Annotated in this window: 14 protein-coding genes; 8 read left to right on the top strand and 6 right to left on the bottom strand. The window is 59.0% G+C overall.

All coding sequences use genetic code 11. From position 1 onward, the window contains the following. The first annotated feature begins 253 nt into the window (after positions 1–253). The gene (locus AAA138_RS05055) at positions 254–1,285 is read left to right on the top strand and encodes a 3-deoxy-7-phosphoheptulonate synthase (protein ID WP_349089798.1); all 1,032 of its coding nucleotides are present in this window, start codon (positions 254–256) and stop codon (positions 1,283–1,285) included. Between the two features lie 541 nt (positions 1,286–1,826). Here AAA138_RS05055 and AAA138_RS05050 read toward each other — a convergent pair. Both AAA138_RS05050 and AAA138_RS05045 read right to left on the bottom strand, forming a co-directional pair. Beyond that, on the bottom strand, positions 1,827–4,064 hold the full coding sequence (locus tag AAA138_RS05050; protein WP_349089796.1) for an ABC transporter permease: 2,238 nt from the start codon (positions 4,062–4,064) through the stop codon (positions 1,827–1,829). Continuing rightward, positions 4,054–4,839, bottom strand: coding sequence for an ABC transporter ATP-binding protein (locus AAA138_RS05045; RefSeq protein WP_275689291.1), 786 nt, complete (start codon positions 4,837–4,839; stop codon positions 4,054–4,056). The genes AAA138_RS05050 and AAA138_RS05045 overlap by 11 nt, the downstream gene beginning before the upstream one ends. Before the next feature lie 148 nt (positions 4,840–4,987). On the opposite strand from AAA138_RS05045, the gene vsr reads away from it, so the two are divergent. From vsr to AAA138_RS05030, 3 genes are all read left to right on the top strand, one after another. After that, positions 4,988–5,977, top strand: a complete 990-nt coding sequence (gene vsr, locus AAA138_RS05040; RefSeq protein WP_349089795.1) for a DNA mismatch endonuclease Vsr — start codon at positions 4,988–4,990, stop codon at positions 5,975–5,977. A 498-nt stretch (positions 5,978–6,475) separates the two neighbouring features. Further along, positions 6,476–7,405 (top strand): AraC family transcriptional regulator, encoded by a 930-nt coding sequence (locus tag AAA138_RS05035; RefSeq protein ID WP_158554577.1) that lies wholly within the window; start codon positions 6,476–6,478, stop codon positions 7,403–7,405. Positions 7,406–7,461: 56 nt separating this feature from the next. Beyond that, positions 7,462–8,085, top strand: coding sequence for an HAD family hydrolase (locus AAA138_RS05030; RefSeq protein ID WP_117821372.1), 624 nt, complete (start codon positions 7,462–7,464; stop codon positions 8,083–8,085). A gap of 333 nt (positions 8,086–8,418) precedes the next feature. Here AAA138_RS05030 and AAA138_RS05025 read toward each other — a convergent pair whose 3' ends face one another. Continuing rightward, positions 8,419–9,276 (bottom strand): class II fructose-bisphosphate aldolase, encoded by an 858-nt coding sequence (locus AAA138_RS05025; protein WP_022095149.1) that lies wholly within the window; start codon positions 9,274–9,276, stop codon positions 8,419–8,421. Positions 9,277–9,610: 334 nt separating this feature from the next. Here AAA138_RS05025 and AAA138_RS05020 point away from each other — a divergent pair, with 334 nt between their 5' ends. Next, complete coding sequence (locus AAA138_RS05020; protein WP_349089792.1) at positions 9,611–10,414, top strand: DeoR/GlpR family DNA-binding transcription regulator; 804 nt, start codon at positions 9,611–9,613, stop codon at positions 10,412–10,414. Positions 10,415–10,474: 60 nt separating this feature from the next. On the opposite strand, the gene AAA138_RS05015 is transcribed toward AAA138_RS05020, so the two are convergent. Next, a complete protein-coding gene (locus AAA138_RS05015) occupies positions 10,475–11,635 on the bottom strand; it encodes an MBL fold metallo-hydrolase (protein ID WP_349089791.1) in 1,161 nt (386 codons plus the stop codon). Between the two features lie 129 nt (positions 11,636–11,764). Continuing rightward, positions 11,765–12,751, bottom strand: a complete 987-nt coding sequence (locus AAA138_RS05010; protein WP_225094228.1) for a LacI family DNA-binding transcriptional regulator — start codon at positions 12,749–12,751, stop codon at positions 11,765–11,767. Between the two features lie 383 nt (positions 12,752–13,134). On the opposite strand from AAA138_RS05010, the gene AAA138_RS05005 reads away from it, so the two are divergent. The 3 genes from AAA138_RS05005 to AAA138_RS04995 all read left to right on the top strand — a co-directional run bounded on the left by AAA138_RS05005 (position 13,135) and on the right by AAA138_RS04995 (position 17,573). Beyond that, complete coding sequence (locus AAA138_RS05005; RefSeq protein WP_349089790.1) at positions 13,135–14,340, top strand: galactokinase family protein; 1,206 nt, start codon at positions 13,135–13,137, stop codon at positions 14,338–14,340. Next, on the top strand, positions 14,331–15,959 hold the full coding sequence (locus AAA138_RS05000; RefSeq protein WP_349089789.1) for a UDP-glucose--hexose-1-phosphate uridylyltransferase: 1,629 nt from the start codon (positions 14,331–14,333) through the stop codon (positions 15,957–15,959). Before AAA138_RS05005 ends, AAA138_RS05000 begins: the two co-directional genes overlap by 10 nt. A 312-nt stretch (positions 15,960–16,271) precedes the next feature. After that, positions 16,272–17,573 (top strand): AAA family ATPase, encoded by a 1,302-nt coding sequence (locus AAA138_RS04995; protein ID WP_349089788.1) that lies wholly within the window; start codon positions 16,272–16,274, stop codon positions 17,571–17,573. 270 nt (positions 17,574–17,843) lie between these two features. Here the strand turns inward: AAA138_RS04995 and AAA138_RS04990 are convergent, their stop codons facing one another. Next, complete coding sequence (locus AAA138_RS04990; protein WP_349089787.1) at positions 17,844–18,779, bottom strand: hexose kinase; 936 nt, start codon at positions 18,777–18,779, stop codon at positions 17,844–17,846. Positions 18,780–18,833 lie beyond the last annotated feature (54 nt).

Here is an 18,833-nt window from a genome sequence, read left to right as displayed (position 1 = left end):
CCGTACTCATATTTGGCATTTTTTGCCCGCGGGGTGTTTCCTGGGGAACCGACAACAGCCTTAGGGTCGCGCGCGGTGCCACTCCCTCCCGACATCCGCCGACGTTTACCCAGATAAAACCTGCCAAAATAAACCTGTCCCTTTTTGGCAGGTTTCGGGGTAACAAGGGCTTGCACTTTAGCGTGCGACAGCGGATAATGCCGAACACTCAACAGTACGCTTATTGCTCTTTCTATAGATTGAGGAGGCCCCTATGGCCATGGAATTCAAACGCAAGTTGCCGATCCCCATGGAGATCCGCGAGGAAATGCCGCTTTCTGCCGAGCTTACCGCCAAAAAGCAGGCATTTGACGCCGAGGTCGCCAAAGTCTTTACCGGTGAGGATGCACGCAAGGTGCTCATCATCGGCCCGTGCTCTGCCGACCGCGAGGATTCGGTGCTTGAGTACATGAACCGACTGGCCAAGACCGCCGAGGAGGTCAAGGACAAGCTCATTATCATTCCGCGCGTCTACACCAATAAGCCGCGTACCAAGGGCACCGGTTACAAGGGTCTTCTACACAACCCCAACCCCGAGGCTCCCGACGACCTGCTCGAGGGTGTCAAGGCCATCCGCCATATGCACCTGCGCGTTATTGAAGAAACGGGCTTCTTTACCGCCGATGAGATGCTCTACCCGTCCAACTACCAGTACCTCGTTGACCTGCTGAGCTATGTTGCCGTGGGCGCACGCTCGGTCGAAAACCAGGAGCATCGCCTGGTGTCGAGCGGCATTTCGGTGCCCGTCGGCATGAAGAATCCCACTGCCGGCTCTACCACCGTTATGCTCAACTCCATTTACGCCGCGCAGGCGCACCAGAGCTTCATCTTCCGCAACTGGGAGGTCGAGTGCGGCGGCAATCCGCTCGCGCACGCCGTTATGCGTGGCTACATCGGTCTCGATGGGCGCACCTACCCCAACTACCACTACGAACACCTGGAGCGCCTGGCCGAGCGCTACACCGAGCACGCCGGCTATGCTAATCCGGCAGCGGTCATCGACTGCAACCACGACAACTCGGGTAAGCGTCCGCTGGAGCAGTATCGCATTTGCAAGGAAGTGCTCGACAGCTGCCGCCGCAACGAGTCCATCTCCAAGCTGGTCAAGGGCTTTATGATCGAGTCCTACCTGGAGGACGGCAACCAGCCGGTCGACGGCGGCGTCTTTGGCAAGTCCATCACCGACCCGTGCCTGGGCTGGGAAAAGACCGACTACCTCATCCACGAGATCGCGGAGCGGATTTAGAGTTACGGCGTTTTACCAAACGCCGTAACGGCTCGACGCTGCAAGCCCGCCAGAGCGGCAATCTGCCTTTCAGCTTCGGCGGCATGACCAGAAGGTCAATGCCGCCTCGCTTCAAGGCACCTTGCTCGCTCTGGCGGGCTTTCGCTGACTTTTGCTCTACCTGCGGTGTTGGCGGGGTAGCTAATTTAGGATGGGGCTCTTTTAGCTGCCCGCAAAGTAGTCATTGGGGACGTTCTTGTTTGACTAGTCGTTTAAGAACGTCCCCAACGACTACCCGGGGGAGTTGCCTTCCCTCGTGGCGGTCTTCTAGCAGAAAAACCAAGTGAGTAGGCTTTTTGCAGAAGGCCGAGCACGCCCTAAAACGCCACAGCTCTGACCTGCAGTTTTATAGATCATTTGTCGCGATGTGCTCGGCAGGTTCAAAAAAGTCTACTCACTTGTATCTGAGACGCACCAGATTGGCAAAAACCGCCGCGAAAGGGCCCCTAGTCCCTTCGCGGCGGTCATACGCCTCTAATTTTGCGACGGTTTTGCCCGCTTGTTATTCGCTGTAGCGGGTGGCGATGGCAGCTTGTACCATGCCGGCGCTCATGAGGTAGGTCACCAGGAAGTAGCCGCCGTAGGCTGCCAGGAAGATTGCACAGGTGAGGCCCACGGTGCCACCGATGCTCATATTTCCGAATATGCTCACCAGCTCGATGATCACCTTAAGTGCCACAAAGGAGTGCGCCAGGCCCACTGCCAGCGGGAACAGGAAGAATACCGCTTGCTGTGCCATCACCGAATGGCGAATCTGGCGGTCGTCGCAACCGATCTGTGCCAGCACACGATAGCTGCGGCTGCCGTCGGGCACATCGGAGAGCTGCTGGATCGACAGTATCGCCGCGCATGCAACGACCAATACAAAGCCGATGTAGATGGCTAGGTAGCTAATAAGACCGTTCATCTGCGCTGCTTGCGTGTACATCTCGGAACGCGTGACGAAGACTCCCCATCCCCCCGGCTCCTTGCCGTCAACGAGCAGATTGTCGAGCAAGGTGTATTTAATGCTCTCGTCTGCCTCGGTCGTATCCATACCCTGTTTGTAATTAACGAGCAGATTACTGGAATACGGCTGCAGATTAAGCTGGGACAGCAGCTCATCGGCTACGACCACGGTACCGGGATTGCTGCCCATCGCCGAGTTGGCGATGGCCGCCGTGTCCTCATCCGACTTATCGGTTGCGGGCTTGAGCTCATGCCCGCCCAAGGTGAGGATATGGCCGCCGGCCATATATTTGGTGTACAGGTCGCCCAGCTCACCGCCCATATCACACGTAAGCAAGTACTGGTCCCGGCCAATGCTCACCGGCTCCTCGCCCATCATCTGGCGCAATTTGTTGTACTGGCTCGCCGGCGTCACAAACAGACCCATCGCATCGGCGTTGCTTCCCTCGAGCGCCTTGGGAAACTTTTCGCCCATGGCCTTGCACATCTCACCCGCCACCACCGAGGGACCCGAGCCGCCAAGCGGGTAACTCAGATACGAATCGATCTGCACATGCTCACCGGCAACATCGGCGATATTGACCTTCTTGCCGGTCTCGTCGTTGTTGTCCGCCGACTTGCCCTTAATACCGTCTGCAACGTTATCGGGATCTTTACGATCGCCATGCCATGCAGCGTACAAATCGACCGTTGCATCTGCCAGCACCATGCGATCGGCCTCAGACGGATTGACATACTCCTTGTAGTAGTCGAGCGTTTCGGGCGTGTAATAGACATACGTCTGAGACACGTCAACAGGGTTATAGCGCTCCAGGTTTTCGTTCATCACGTTGGCAATCGACATACCGCACGTCACCGAGGTAATGGCCAAAAACAGAATCATCGCGATGACGCCCATCGAAAAGCACGCCGTGTTGACCTTGGCCGCAAGCTGGCGCACGGTAAACATGTTGAGGCCGCGCCAATACACGCCGCGCAGGCTCTGCAGCAGCTTGATGAGCATGCCCGAGAGTCCCCAGAACAGGGCAAAGGTGCCCACCGTAACCATAGCGGTCGTAATGCCAAACTGGCTCATGGCCCCGTCCAGCTTGTCGCCCGTCTCGGTTAGCGGGAACCCATCACGTAGCAGACGGTAATAGGCCACGCCCACCAGCACCGCGCCCACGGCAAAGATGGCAATCGCGATCCAGGGGTTGCGTGTCTTGATGCTCTCGTTGCGGCGCTCGGCACCCATGAGCTCAATGAGCTTAGTGCGACGAACGGCGCGCAGGTTCAGCAGTAACGTGAGTACGAACATCACGAGCATGCAGGCAAGGGTCAGGTTGAACGCATGCACCGAGAAAAAGAAGTGAAAATCGGCGATCTGCGTCTTAAAGAGCGAGGCCGTAAAGAACGTCATGAGCTGGGAGAGTCCCACGCCCAGCACAATGCCGGCGACAAAGGCCACGACCGATACTATCACGGTCTCGAGCGCCATGATCGTGGCGACGCGCCCGCGCCCCATGCCGAGCACCTGGTACAGGCCAAACTCCTTCTTGCGGCGTTTCATGATGAAGTTATTGGCATACACCATCAAAAAGGCCATGACACCGGCCAAAAAGTACGTCAGGTAGCCGAGCATGCTGCCCATAACCTGTGCCAAGCCCTCTTCATCGATTCCGGCGATGTCGACCTGCATCGAGATGGTATTAAAGGCATAGAAGACCGTGACGCCCAGGGTGAACGTCAAAAGGTAGACGAGGTAGTCGCGGCCGGCGCGGCGGACGTTGCCCCAAGCGAGTTTACAGAGCATCGGAGCCCTCACCGCCCATCATGGCAACGACCTCCATAATGCGGTCGAAGAACTCTCGGCGGTCGGTGTCGCCGCGGCGCAACTCGGTGAAGATCTTGCCGTCGCGAATAAACAGTACACGGCTCGTGTAGCTGGCGGCAAAACTGTCGTGCGTAACCATGAGCACGGTGGCGCGCAGGCGGCGGTTGAGGGCCTCTAGACTCTCGAGCAGCAGGCGGGCGCTTTTGGAGTCGAGGGCGCCGGTGGGCTCGTCGGCCATAATCATAGTGGGGTCGGTGACGAGCGCGCGAGCCGCGGCAACGCGCTGCTGCTGACCGCCTGACATCTGGTAGGGATACTTGTCGAGCACCTGACTGATGGACAGGCGCGCGGCCACGTCCTGCACGCGGGTCGAAATTTCGGCCGAATTCACACGGGCGATGGTGAGCGGCAGGGCGATGTTCTCGCGTGCCGTGAGCGTATCGAGCAGGTTAGAATCCTGGAAGATAAAGCCGAGCTCCTCGCGGCGGAACTGCGAGAGCTTGGCCTGCTTCATGCGCGTAACGTCCTGCCCGTTGATGCGGATGGTGCCGCTCGTGGCGCTATCGATGGTCGAGACGCAGTTGAGCAACGTCGACTTGCCCGAGCCCGAGGCGCCCATGATGCCAACAAATTCGCCGCGATTGACGGTAAAGCTGACGTCGTTGAGCGCACGGGTCACGTTGCCCAGCGCTCCATATACCTTTTCGAGATGCGCGACCTCCAATACCGGGGTCGCCATGTGCGTGGTTTGCATACCGAGTCCTTTCTTGCGATTAGTCTACGGCATCTATAGTCGCAAGAAGCCGAGTCGGCTACCATCGATATGGCTTACGCTTGCCTTACCGTTGTGTAAGGTGCGGGTAGTTAGCCTGTCACGTGTTGATGTTGAGAGAGGACTCCTGTTGAAGACTGTTCATGTTGCCGCTGGGATCATTCGCAAGGAAGGATCCGACGAGCTACTGGCCGTACAGCGCGGCTATGGCGACATGCAGGGACTTTGGGAGTTTCCCGGTGGCAAGCTCATGCGCGGCGAGACGCCCGAAGACGCCGTACGCCGCGAGCTCATGGAAGAGCTGCAGGTAAAAGTCACCAACCTGCGCGATTTCTACACCGTCGAGTATGACTACCCCGATTTCCATCTCTCCATGGAGTGTTACTACTGCTCGCTCGCCGATGAATCCGATGAGCCTCAGAAGCACGACCGCCAGCTCGATATCCGCTGGATTCCGCGCACCTCGCTTGCCACGGTTGAGTGGATGCCCGCCGACAAAGGGCTTATCGATGCCCTGATTGAGTTGAAGGAAGATCGGCTTAAGGTCAACAGCACTGCCAAAGATGCCGAGGCCGCCACGACCGAACGCCCCGTCGCCAAGCCCAAGCGCGCACCTAAGCGCCGCAGCAAAAAGCGCCCCAAGCCCGGCCTGCTGGACGGCATCGACACCTCGGACCTCTCCGCCGACGAGCGTGAGCTCGTGCGCCGTCGCGCCGCCATCAAAAAATCCATGAAGGGCAACAAGCGTGCGAACACCAAACCCGAGCTGCTCGTTCGCCAGCGCCTGCGCGCCGCAGGCCTTACGGGATACCGTCTGGAATGGAAGGTGCCCGGAAAGCCCGACATCGCCTTTCCCGGGCGCAAGATCGCCATCTTCGTCAACGGCTGCTTTTGGCACCGCTGCCCCAAGTGCAACCCTAGCCAGCCCAAGCGCAACGTTGAGTTTTGGGAGGCAAAGTTCCGTCGCAACGTCGAGCGCGACCACGCTGCCGTGGCAGCACTCACTCAAATGGGCTGGACGCCCATAACCATCTGGGAATGCGAGCTCAAAAAAGACCACATCGACGCCACGATGGAAAAGGTCATCGAACAAGTACGCGCCGCCGCACCGCAGCGCTAAGAACGAGCCGTCCACACGCCCCACACAGGCGAGCCACATCCGCGCCACAAACCTTAGAAAGCCCTTAAGCTCAAAACCTTTCAAGAGTGTTACTCGATAGCTTTGACCTGCGGTTTCATCGCAACGTCAAACCTCATTAAGCCTTTCTTTAGCACTTCTTTGCAGCAGCCGCGGCATAATACTGCCAACGCACGGGACCTAGCAGCACACCCCGTGCGCAACCTTTTGGTGGACATCGAGGAGGCCGCATAAGCATGCATTCTTCCAATGACGCAGCACAGCAGCCATCCCTAACACATGCAGACCTTTTCTCCTTCCCCCCGACACAGAGAAACGGCCTCCTCGACTCCCCAACCACAAAAGCCAAACGCTCAACCGACCAGAGCCACAACTTACGAGCATCGTTCGAAAAGCTCCAAGCATCCCTAGACAAGGCGTTCCCCGAACAGGCAAGAGCAATCTAAGCCCATCGCGCTTTATACTGATGCCATGCGAAACATGGATCACATAGAATTGCACCGCGGAGGACGCGAGGAAGCTTTTCCCGAGACCGCCGAAGACTGGCCCTATATTGCCGAACGCGCAGAATTCGCTCGCTATCCGGGCAATTCCGTCCCCTGGCACTGGCATTCCGAAGTTGAGCTTTTCTACATGGAGCAGGGAGCGATTGACTATCGAACGCGCGCGGCTCATGAGCACGTACGCTTTGAGGAAGGGTCCGCCGGCTTTATCAACGGCGGCGTTTTGCACAGCACGCTGCAATCACCCAATTCGGCGCCAGCCATTCAAATGCTGCATATCTTTCAGCCGTCGATGCTCGGCGATCCCGCGGGACGTCTCCAAAAGCGCTACATCAACCCATTGCTTCAATGTCGAGGCGTCGATGTGCTCAAATGGTCGCCCACCAATCCCGACGATATGCCCTTTATTGATTTGCTGAAGAGCTCCTTTAGCCACGACCTTCAACGGCCGCAGAACGAGATGGCGCTTCGAAATAGTTTGTCAGAGCTCTGGATTCAGATTAACGCCAAGGCCGAACCGCTCTTTTCCTCCGACAACGCCTCTTGGATGACCAACCGCGACGTACAGTTCAAGGCAATCCTGGACTATATCCGCGCAAACTATGCAGCCGCTATAGATGTGCCCCAGATGGCATCTGCAGCCGGCGTAAGCGAAAGAGAGTGTTACCGCATTATCGAAGCTTGCGCAGGAACGACCCCGGCGGCATATCTGCGTGCATACCGCGTAAACCGTGCTTGCGAACTTTTGGCACACACCACGCGAACGGTCCAGACAGTCGCGCGCCAATGCGGCTTTGCGACAGCAAGCCATCTTGGCCAGGTATTTAAAGAACAAATGGGATGCACTCCTTCGAGCTATCGAGCAGCGAGGCAGAATCTCGATAGCACCAGGCAGAAATCCCGCTAGCCCTTCTTCTGTCACTGCATCAAACTTGCAGGCAAACAACAGAGAGGGGCAATCATATGAAGCACTTTGACCATATCGTATTTGACGTTGATGGGACATTGGCAGATACAGAAGAAAGCGTTCTGTCATCGCTTGTCCAGATTGTCCAAGAAGAGACCAGCAAAACGCTCCCCCGACACGAGCTTGATTTTGCCCTCGGCATACCCGGCAAGGATGCCCTTGAGAAACTTGGGATCTACTCGCAGGCAACGTTGGATCGCTGGTGCCAAGTTGCCGCCAGCTTTAAAAGCACCATCAGCGTGTTTCCAGGTTTGCTTGAAGTCATCGCAACACTCGCCGACAACGGCTGCAAACTTGGCATCGTCTCCTCACGTGCGCGCGACGAATACGCAGAAGAAATTGCACCCCTTGGCTTCGATAAGTATTTTGAGCACATCATCCTTGTCGAAGACACAACCGAACATAAACCCGCACCCGCTCCCATGCTCGAATATCTCCGGCGTACGGGCGCGAATCCTGGCAACGTCGTCTACGTTGGCGACACCGTCTACGACGAACAATGCGCAACTTCGGCAGGGGTCAGTTTTGCCAGAGCGGCATGGGGATCACACCAAGACATCCCAAATGCCACCTACAACCTCGAAACCCCCAACGACCTGTTAACCCTAACAACCAAGTAACCCTCCCATCCCAAATTCGCAGTCCTAACGCCACAAGGGCGACGACCTCGAGAAGGTCAACTTGGGAGGGACGAGGGCTTAGTTCCCCAATCTTTCCGCAGGGGGCAAAAAGCAACGTCTTATTTTTCCGACACTAACGCCACAAGGGCGATTGAGCAGGACGGTTTGGGCGGGTCCCGTACTTAGTTTCCAAAATCATTCCGCAGCGCGAAGGCCCCCGTTGTCAACGCTTCGAAGAAGCGAGACAACGGGGGCCTTCATGCGCGAGGACGTTTTGAAAACTAAGTACGGGACCCGCCCAAACCGTCCGGTGGGATCAGAGTACCCTTGCTGTTACTCTGCTTTGCCCACAGAGTTGAGGTTGGTCATGCGGATCTTAACCAGCTCGGTGATCTCGCGCATACCCTCCTTGGCCGGCTTCTTGGGATCGAAGCAGGCGGGGTTCTCGGCCATGTAGGCCATGAAGCCCTTGGTGTAGGCCTGACGCAGCTCGGTGGCGTAGTTAACCTTGCAGATGCCGTTCTTCACGGCCTCGGCAACCTGCTCATCGGGCACACCGGAAGTGCCGTGCAGAACCAGCGGCACGTCGACGGCGTCGCGGATGGCCTTGACCACGGACTGCTCGATGTGCGGATCGCTCGTGTACACGCCGTGGCTGGTGCCAACGCCAATGGCCAGCGAGGTGCAGCCGGTGCGCTCGACGAACTCCTTGGCCTCGGCCGGATCGGTGTAGGGGCTCTCGCCCTCAACTGCGGGACCGTCGTCCTCCTTGCCGCCAACCTTACCAAGCTCAGCCTCGACAGGCACGCCCATGGCGCGGCCAGCATCGGCGACGGACTTGGTCAGGGCGATGTTGTCCTCGAAGGACTCGTGCGAACCGTCGATCATGACAGAGGTATAGCCGGTGCGGAAAGCCTGCATGCAGCGGTCATAGCCATCGCCGTGATCGAGGTGCAGAGCGACGGGCACGGAAGCGCGCTCGGCGGCAGCCTTGACCATGCCGTAGAAGTAGTCCAGACCAGCGGTCTTGATGGTGCCCGGGGTGGTCTGCATGATGACGGGGGACTTGGTCTCCTCGGCAGCGGCCAGAACGGCCATAACGAACTCGAGGTTCTCGACGTTGAACGCGCCAACGGCGTAATGACCGGCCTGAGCGTCCTTGAGCATCTTTTCGGTGGTAACAAGTGCCATGAGCGTTTGCTCCTCTCCCTCGCCCGCATCTGGACATCGGGCGTAGTTGTTCACAAGGCGTTTTACCTTGCGTTTTGCTGCGCTCATTGTATGAAATTCAGCGGCTTTACACGCGCGAGATATTGAGCCCATGCAGGTCAATACAGTCGTTTTTGAAAAGTAAACGGAAGGAATTTGAGCCGAGTGGACATGTTCGATATTGAATTTTGGGCGTTCAGCGTCTTTCTTTTATAGAAAAGATAAGTAATCGAAAGGTGTTTTCTTACTCAAAAAGAAAATGAACGAAAATAGAGTCAACACAATTCCTGCAAATTTAGCCGAGAATGGAGTAAACATGGCCCAAGCCACCAACCGTGCTTTTGCCGACGAGCGTCGTTCCGCCATCATGGAGATGCTCGATCATAATGCCTCGGTGCAGGTAGCAGAAATCGCCCAGACCTTTGGCGTGTCCTCCGTCACCGCCCGCGCCGACCTGGACGCGCTCGCCGAAGCAGGCAAGCTGCGCCGCACGCACGGCGGTGCCGTATCACTCCACAAACGTCTGACCGTCTCCACGCAGGATCGCCGCATCAATGTCAACGTCGCCGCCAAGCAGGCCATCGCGCAAAGCGCCATCGAGCTCGTCAATGACGGCGACACGCTGCTCGTCGACTCGGGCACCACGGCGCTCGAGTTCGTCCGGCTCCTCGATCAGCGCGACGGTATCACCGTCATCACGGCCGACATTACCATTGCCGATTATATCGACGAGAGCATGCCCTCGGTCGATGTCGTCATGCTGGGCGGGGCGCTGCGCAAAGGCCATCGTTATCTGTACGGACCGCTCACTATGCAGGCGCTTCAAACGGTCCACGCCGACCTTGCCGTCATGTGCCCCGGCGCTTTTGTTCCCGGCTGCGGCTTTACGACCGACTTTCCGCAGATGGCCGAGACCAAAACAGCCATGATCTCCGCCGCCCGTCAAAGCGTCGCCCTCATGGACAACAGCAAGGTTAACGGACGAGGCATGTACCGCTTTGCCGAACTGACCGATGTCAACACCATCGTGATGGACCGCGACCCCGATCATGCCGTCGCCACCTCAATCGCCGAGACCACCGGCAGCGCGCGTCCGGCCCTCATCATCGCCACCAGCTAAAATAAAAACCACCACAAAGATGCCTTTGTGGTGGTTTTGCTCGTTAAAAGCGAAATATCGCTACTTGGACAGCTCGTCGGCGAGAACCTCGATCTGAGCGCGCGAGGCGTCGTTGAGCGAGCCCAGCACAGTCACCTTGTTCTGCGTCAGGGTGATGTCCTTCATGCCCTCGAGCTCCTTGGTCATAATCTTGGCAGCTGCGGGCGCCCAGGAACCGGACTCGACAAGCGCCACGGTACGGTTCTGGTAGGCATGCTCGGCGAGCGTGTGGATAAAGGTGCTCATGCACGGGAAGATCTCGCCCTGATAGGTAATGGAGGCGAGCACCAGACGGTCGTAGCGGAACGCATCCTCAACGGCCTCGGCCATGTCGTCGCGAGCCAGGTCAAAGACGGAGACCTTCTGGCCGCGAGCCTCGAGCGCAGATGCGAGCTCCTCGACGGCAGCCTTCAGATGGCCATACACGCTCGCATAGGCGATCGTGATGCCCTCGTCCTCGGGCTGATAGCTCGACCAGGTGTTATAGGTGTCGAGGTAATAGCCCAGGTTCTCGGTCAGCACGGGGCCGTGGAGCGGGCAGATGATCTGGATGTCCAGGCCGGCGGCCTTCTTGAGGACGGCCTGCACAAACTTGCCGAACTTACCGACGATGCCAAAGTAGTAGCGGCGAGCCTCGCAAGCCCACCCCTCGGGATCCTCGATGTCGTTGGCGCCAAACTTGCCAAAGCCGTCGGCACTAAAGAGCACCTTGTCGGTGGACTCGTAGGAGAAGATCACCTCGGGCCAGTGAACGTTGGGGGCGCCGATAAAGGTCAGGCTGTGGCCGCCCAGATCGAGCACGTCGCCCTCTTTGACGACCATCTTGCGCTCGGGGTAGTCGGTGCCAAAGTAGTTGACCATCATGCGGAAGGCGCCCATGCTGGCCACAATCTGTGCCTGGGGATAGCGCTCCATAAAGGCGGCGATACCGGCGGAGTGATCGGGCTCCATGTGATGGACAACCAGATAGTCGGGCGTACGGCCATCGAGCACGGCCTCGAGGTTGCCGAGCCACTCGTCAACAAAACCGCCATCGACTGAATCGGCGACAGCGATCTTTTCGCCCAAGATAACGTAGCTGTTGTATGCCATGCCGTTCTCGGACACGTCGTACTGGCCCTCGAACAGGTCAATGTCGTGATCGTCGACACCGATGTAGCGGATATCCTTGGTGATCTCCATCAGGCAAAGCCTCCTAGATAGACAAAAGAACCCGTCTATCATAACACTCGGCAGTATCCCAGCTGTTATCTGCCGGCATCCATACCGATTGTTATTGAAATACGATAAATCGCCATTTACCTGCGCAAACTATGCGCGCGGTATCGCCGTGCTATGTCGAATAATGAGCTGGCCGGGAATACGAATGGCAACGGTTTTGCCCGCCGTACCCGCCTCGGGAACCGCATGCTCGAATACCTCGCGTCCGCGCTGATGTAGATCAAATCGCACGGTCGTGAGCTCGTTGTGTGCCACAAAATCATCGAGCGAATCATCGACGCCCACCACGCTCACGTCCTCGGGCACGCGCAAGCCACTATCGCGCAGCGCTGCAATTGCGCCGTTTGCCATCTGGTCGTTTGCCGCGTAAATCGCCGTCATGGTGCGGTCGTGCTCGGCCAGATATCTGCCGGCCTCGTAACCGCTGTTGGCAGACCAGTCGCCCTCGAGCGGCGTCTGCGGCTTAATGTGCCTACGCTCGAGCGCATCCTGCCAACCGGCTCGACGAAATTGCTCGTCGACCGAGAACGACGGGCCGCCAATATAGCGAATTTGCTCATGCCCCAGCTCAAACAGGTGATTCATAAGCAAGAGCGAGCAGCCGTAATGATCGGAGTCTACCGTGGTCACCCGCGGGTGCGCGTACATGGTAACGATGACCGTGCCAATGCCCGGCAGTGGATCAAACGTCTCAAAATCGGGCGCCATACGGCTCATGCCGATAATGATGCCGTCCACAGGCAGCGCGGCCATACGACGCGTTGCCTCGGCAAGCGAAAACTCCTCGGTCTTGGACATCTCGACCAGCGTGATGGCGCAATTATGCTCGCGAGCAGCGCTGGCGATGCCGTCGATCATTGAGAGGTTGCCAAACTTGGTGACATCGTTGACGCACAGACCGACCGAATGGTAGCGGCCGTCGCGCAGCGAGCGACCGGCATAACTCGGACGAAAGCCGAGCTCTTGCATAGCGGCCTGCACGCGCTGGCGCGTCTGCTCGTTAACGTTGGGCAAGCCGTTGGCGACGCGCGAAACCGTCTGCTGCGAAACGCCAGCAGCGCGGGCGACGTCGGCCATGGAGACCGGACGCGTACCTGTATCGTTGGACGGGCGCCTTGCCACAGGATCACCTTCACCGTTGCGAGATCTGAATAGCGTGCATGCCGGCCCGGGCAGAAATACACCCCGCGCCGAGGCCCGCTATCGTCGGACGCATGTTAACGTACTCTACTTTTTCAATCCGCAACTCTTCTGCTCTATAAGTCCATACGGCAATACCGTTCACGGCTGAATTTCTACCGATTACCAGATTCTCAAAAAGTGACAAGCGATGTGTTATGAGTACGTTAACATAGCCCGTAACGTGCGGTATCGTGAACACTTGGTTCATGCCGCTTTAAGTTGTTAACGTACTCATAACGACGCAAAACCCACCCGGGCGCGCCAAGGAAAGGACTCCCATGACCACCCCCGACGAAAAGACATTCGCCACGCTCACCAAGCTGTTCGAAGAGGAGTTTGGCCCCATCGGCGACCGCCAGGTGCTCTACGTGCACGCGCCCGGCCGCTCCGAGATCAGCGGCAACCACACTGACCACGAGGGTGGCCACGTTATCGCCGGCTCGCTCGATGTCGCCGTTGACGGCATCGCCGTGGCAACCGATTCCAACAAGGTTCGCGTAGCCGACGAGGGCTATCCCACGTTTGAAATCGCGCTCGACACGCTAGACGTTCAGGAGTCCGAGAAGGGCACGTCCGCGAGCCTCGTCCGCGGCATGGCCCACGAAATCGCTGCTCTGGGCGTTGAGCCCCAGGGCTTCGACTTCGCCTTCACCTGCTCTGTCCCCTCGGGCGGCGGCCTTTCCAGCTCCGCTGCTGTCGAGGCGGCATACGGTCGCGCCATGGAGACGCTCTGGGGAGCACCCGCCATCGAGCCCGTCGCGCTCGCCCAGATGAGCCAGCGCACCGAGAACAACTATTACGGCAAGCCCTGCGGTCTGATGGACCAGGCCGCTGTGTGCCTGGGCGGCCTCGCCTACATGGACTTTGAGGACCAGGCTCAGCCTAAAACCCAGAAGCTCGAGCTCAACTTTGAGGATCACGGCTATGCGCTCGTGCTCGTTAAGGTCGGTGCCGACCACGTGGCCGCCACCGACGACTACGCCGCCGTTCCGCGCGAGATGCAGGACGTTGCCGCCGAGTTTGGCAAGGCACGCCTGTGCGAGGTCGACGTTGCCGATTTTGACGCCAAGCTCCCCGAGCTGCGCGCCAAGCTGGGCGACCGCGCCTGCCTGCGCGCCGTTCACTACTGGTACGAGAACGGCCTGGTCGACAAGCGCTGGGCTGCTCTGAACGCCGGCGACATCGATCAGTTCCTGGTCCTGACGCGCGAGTCCGGCGCCAGCTCTGCCATGTACCTACAGAATGTCGTTGCCAAGCTGGGCTCCGAGCAGCCCTCGATGTATGCCCTGGCACTGGCCGAGCACGTGCTCGACGGCCGTGGCGCCGTCCGTATCCACGGTGGCGGCTTTGGTGGCACCATCCAGGCCTTCGTGCCGCTCGACCTGGTCGACACCTTTATCACCAAGATGAACGGCTGGCTAGGCGAGGGCTCTGCCCGCCACTACGCAATTTCTGACAAGGGGGCTTACGCGGCATGGCTGTAATGACTGACGTGCGCGAGGCCGCGCAGAACCTGATCGAGTACGCTATCCACCGATCGATGATCGGCCAGGACGATCGCATCTGGGCGTATAACACCATTCTCGAGTGCATCGGTGCTACGGGGCCGGCGCTCGACATGGCCTGGGCGATCCAGGTCGAGAAACTCTCGCTCTTGCACCCCGACACCCTGCCCAACTTTGACCTTGAAGGCACACTTGCCGCGCTTTCCGAGGCCGCCGTTGCCAACGGTGCTGCCGAGGATACGGCATCGGGCCGCGATCGCATCGCCATGCGCATCATGGGTGTGCTGATGCCGAGGCCTTCGGTTGTAAACGAGGAATTCAACGGCCGCATTGGTGTCAACGAGCCCCGCGCCGCAACCGACTGGTTCTACGGTCTATGCTGCGACGCCGGCTACGTGCGCCGCGCCGCCATCGCGCGCAATATCAAATGGAGCACCCCCACCAACTGGGGCGACCTGGAGATCACCATCAACCTGTCCAAGCCTGAGAAGGACCCGCGCGATATTGCCGCGGCCGGTGCCGCCAAAAACACGAGCGAGAAGTATCCCGCCTGTCAGCTGTGCATCGAGAACGAGGGGTATCCCGGACGCTCCGCCGCAGCCGACGGCGGCGCTCACCCCGCCCGCCAGAATCTGCGTGTTATCCCCATCCAGCTCGACGGCGAGCGCTGGGGTTTCCAGTACAGCCCGTACGCGTACTTTAACGAGCACTGCATTGCCATGAGCTCCGAGCATCGCCCGATGCACGTCGACCGCAAGGGTCTGACCTGCCTGCTCGATTTTGTGGACCTGTTCCCGCACTACTTCATCGGCTCCAACGCCGACCTGCCCATCGTGGGCGGCTCGATCTTGTCGCACGACCACTTCCAGGGCGGCGCGCACGAGTTCCCCATGATGCACGCCGCTGAGGTCTCGCAGTTTAGCGTGTCCGGCTTTGACCAGGTCAGCGGTACCGTGTTGCAGTGGCCGCTTTCGGTGCTGCGACTGCGCTCGCACGACCGCGCTCAGCTGCTCGACGCCGCCGAGAAGATTATCCTCGCCTGGCGCGAGTGGACCGATGAGTCGGTTGGCGTCATCGCGCACACAGCCGACGGCGTGGCGCACAACACTGTGACGCCCGTCATCCGCCGCGTCGACTCCCGCGGCAACGCCGGCGGCGAGATTTACGAGGCCTACCTGGCGCTTCGCTGCAACATCACGACCGACGAGCATCCGCTGGGCGTGTTCCACCCGCATGCCGAGTATCACCACATTAAGAAGGAGAACATCGGCCTGATCGAGGTCATGGGCCTGGCCATTTTGCCGCCACGCCTGGTTCCCGAGCTCGGCGCCGTCCGCGAGCACCTGCTGGCCGCCAAGGTCGACGCAAGCTACGACCTTGGCGCCGCACTCGAGGGCGACGACCTTTGCCGCAGCCACGCCGCATGGGCCGAGGATGTCTTTGCACGCCGCGCCGATGAACTTACGGCGGATAACGCCATCGACATCCTGCACGAGGAGGTCGGCGTGGTGTTTGGCCACGTGCTCGACAACGCCGGCGTCTTTAAATGGGACGAGGCAGGACGCGCCGCCCAGCAGCGCTTTATCGACTCGCTGTAGCACGCGAGCTCGAACGTTCAACAGCAGCCCGCACGACATAGCCACCTACACGACAACGGCGCCCGCCGGCAACATCGCCGACGGGCGCCGTTTTCTGATGCAAGGGTAGCTAATTTGCACCAAAACAAGGAGTGTTCCAAACTGCCGGCAGAGAAGGAACGCTCCCAGGTGCCGACCTAAACCCCCACACTATTCGATGGAAAAACGTGGTTGCCTCCCACATTATTCGATGGAAAAACGTGGTTTACTCACACATTTTTCGATGGAAAGACCGAAACGGTCTTATACTAACCATGATCGTTAGGAGGCAGTATGCAGCGACAGCTAATGGACGAACTCATCGCTTGGAAATCTAGGGCAAACCGCAAGCCCCTCCTGCTTAAGGGGGCCCGCCAGACGGGAAAAACCTGGCTTCTTAACGAATTCGCAGGCCAGCAGTATCAAAACGTCATCCGCTTTGACTTTATGCTCGAACCGGGCGCACGTTCGCTGTTCGACGGAAGCCTTGACCCCAAACGCATCATCTCCCAGATAGAGCTCCTGCGCGGCCAGACCATAACGCCGACAGACACGCTCATCATCTTCGACGAAATCCAAGAGGCACCGCGTGGCATCACCTCGCTCAAATACTTCAACGAGCTGGCGCCGGAATACCATATCGTGGCAGCCGGCTCCTATATGGGGCTCGCGCTCCGACGCGAAAACGAGTCGTTCCCCGTCGGCAAGATCGACCAGCTCACCATGCGCCCCATGGGGTTTGTCGAGTTCGTTCGTGCCGTCGATGGCGATCCGCTCGCAGATGCCATCCTTGCCGCAGACATGGACCTGCTGACAAACGTTTCCGAAAAGCTCGAGCGCCTGCTCAAGGAATACCTCGTTGTCGGTGGCATGCCAGAAGTTGTCTCCGCTTTCGCCGCCTCCCACGATTTCATCGAGGCCCGCAGGCTTCAGCAGCAAATCATCGAAGCTTATGAATCCGATTTTGGCAAGCATGCGCCAGCCCGCATCGTCGAGCGCATGAGGCTGGTTTGGAAATCCCTTCCCGGCCAGCTCGCAAAGGAAAACAAGAAGTTCGTCTACGGCGCGCTTCGTCCCGGGGCGCGCGCTCGCGATTTTGAGGAAAGCCTCCAGTGGCTCATGGACTATGGAATCGTTCATAAGGTACCACGTGTTTCCGCCCTAAGAGCACCGCTCACAAGCTACGAGGATCTCTCGGGCTTCAAGCTGTTCTGCATCGACACCGGCATCCTCGGAGCACTCTCCGGCCTCACGCCAGCCATTGTTCTGAACGGGCCCGCTGTTTTTACGGAGTTCAAAGGCTCGCTGACCGAGCAATACGTCGCACAGGAGCTTTTGCTCCAAGGCAAAACTCCCGCGTATTGGTCATCCTCCTCCGGCAATGCAGAGACTGACTTTGCCATCGACCATGCGGGGACCGTGCTTCCGCTCGAGGTCAAGGCGGCAGAGAATCTCAAAGCAAAGAGCCTGAGGACTGCCTGCGAGAAGTTCAAACTCGGGCGCTGCGTGAGAACATCGTTAGCGGCATATAGAGACGAGGACACGCTCGTCAACATTCCGCTCTGGGAGATTGGGCAAATCGACAAGCTGGCATAGGCGCTGTGGAGGGGGGGGTGCCCCGTAAGGAGTGTCCCAAACTGCCAGCAGAAAAGGAACGTCCCTATCTGCCGCAGTCATTTAAGAACGTCCCCAATGACCACGCCGATGTTTTGGCCACGACAGCGAAAGCCCACCAAAGCGAGCAAGGTGCCTTGAAGCGAGGCGGCATTGACCTTCTGGTCATGCCGCCGAAGCTGAAAGGCAGATTGCCGCTCTGGCGGGCTTGCAGCGTCGGCTGGTTACGCGGTTTGGTAAAACCGCGTAACTCTAAAGCTCCGTTACTTCAACACTGTTGTAGATCTCGTCCCAGCGGTCCATGACCAGGTGGCCGGTCTTGGGATCCATGGCGTTAAGCTTGCCGCAGGTATTGGCGGTCTTGAGCACCGTGACGTCGTCGGCGCCGGCAGCAATGGCATGCGCAAAGCCGGCGATGGTCGAGTCGCCGGAACCCGTCGCGTTCACAGCCGCAATCGCGGGCGTCTTGGCGCGGAACGCACGGCCCTCATGGAAGCCCACCGAACCGGCAGCGCCCATCGAAACGACAACCCAGGGAATACCGGCAAAGCGGCCATCGGCGGCAAGCGCCTCGCGCAGGGCATCGACATCATCGGTCGTAAAGGACGTACCCAGCAGACCGTTTATCTCAGTCAGGTTGGGCTTTACGAGCTCGGGCTTAGCGTCGGACTCCAGCGCGGCCTCCAGCGATGCACCCGAGGTGTCGAGCAGCACCTTGGCGCCCGCCTTCTCGGCGATCTTGACGAGCTCGGCATAGTAGCCGGCATCGACGCCGCGCGGCAGCGAGCCCGAAAGCGTCACAACGTCCGCCTTCGCCGCAAGCTCGGCGAACTTGGCCGTAAAGGCCTCGAGCTCGGCCGGGGTGATCTGCGGGCCGCTCTCCAAAAGCTCGGTCTGATTACCCTCGTGCAGAATATTCAGGCAAATGCGCGTCTCACCGGCGATGGGCACAAATTCGTTCTTGACGCCGTCAGCATCCATGAGCTCGGCCATATAGGCACCCATGTGGCCGCCGAGCAGACCGGTCGCGAGCACGTCGTCGCCCAGCTGCAGCAACACGCGGCTCACGTTGAGGCCCTTACCGCCAGCGGTCTTTTCGGGCGTCACGCGGTTCACGTCGTCGATGATCAACTTGTCGAGCTGATAGCGCGTATCAATCGACGGGTTCATGGTAACGGTCAGAATCATATTGAACTCCTGTTTCCGGGGCACGACACGCGCGGCCCCAAACATACGATAGCT

Source organism: Collinsella sp. CLA-JM-H32B (genome assembly GCF_040098065.1).
Lineage (GTDB): Bacteria > Actinomycetota > Coriobacteriia > Coriobacteriales > Coriobacteriaceae > Collinsella.
This window is presented reverse-complemented; position numbering and strand designations above follow the sequence as displayed.

What these genes read in the sequence shown, in the direction of transcription:
- AAA138_RS05055 (WP_349089798.1), top strand. Translation starts at nt 254, where the DNA reads ATGGCCATGGAATTCAAACGCAAGTTGCCGATCCCCATGGAGATCCGC.
- AAA138_RS05050 (WP_349089796.1), bottom strand. Translation starts at nt 4,064, where the DNA reads ATGCTCTGTAAACTCGCTTGGGGCAACGTCCGCCGCGCCGGCCGCGAC.
- AAA138_RS05045 (WP_275689291.1), bottom strand. Translation starts at nt 4,839, where the DNA reads ATGCAAACCACGCACATGGCGACCCCGGTATTGGAGGTCGCGCATCTC.
- AAA138_RS05035 (WP_158554577.1), top strand. Translation starts at nt 6,476, where the DNA reads ATGGATCACATAGAATTGCACCGCGGAGGACGCGAGGAAGCTTTTCCC.
- AAA138_RS05030 (WP_117821372.1), top strand. Translation starts at nt 7,462, where the DNA reads ATGAAGCACTTTGACCATATCGTATTTGACGTTGATGGGACATTGGCA.
- AAA138_RS05025 (WP_022095149.1), bottom strand. Translation starts at nt 9,276, where the DNA reads ATGGCACTTGTTACCACCGAAAAGATGCTCAAGGACGCTCAGGCCGGT.
- AAA138_RS05020 (WP_349089792.1), top strand. Translation starts at nt 9,611, where the DNA reads ATGGCCCAAGCCACCAACCGTGCTTTTGCCGACGAGCGTCGTTCCGCC.
- AAA138_RS05015 (WP_349089791.1), bottom strand. Translation starts at nt 11,635, where the DNA reads ATGGAGATCACCAAGGATATCCGCTACATCGGTGTCGACGATCACGAC.
- AAA138_RS05010 (WP_225094228.1), bottom strand. Translation starts at nt 12,751, where the DNA reads ATGGCCGACGTCGCCCGCGCTGCTGGCGTTTCGCAGCAGACGGTTTCG.
- AAA138_RS05005 (WP_349089790.1), top strand. Translation starts at nt 13,135, where the DNA reads ATGACCACCCCCGACGAAAAGACATTCGCCACGCTCACCAAGCTGTTC.
- AAA138_RS05000 (WP_349089789.1), top strand. Translation starts at nt 14,331, where the DNA reads ATGGCTGTAATGACTGACGTGCGCGAGGCCGCGCAGAACCTGATCGAG.
- AAA138_RS04995 (WP_349089788.1), top strand. Translation starts at nt 16,272, where the DNA reads ATGCAGCGACAGCTAATGGACGAACTCATCGCTTGGAAATCTAGGGCA.
- AAA138_RS04990 (WP_349089787.1), bottom strand. Translation starts at nt 18,779, where the DNA reads ATGATTCTGACCGTTACCATGAACCCGTCGATTGATACGCGCTATCAG.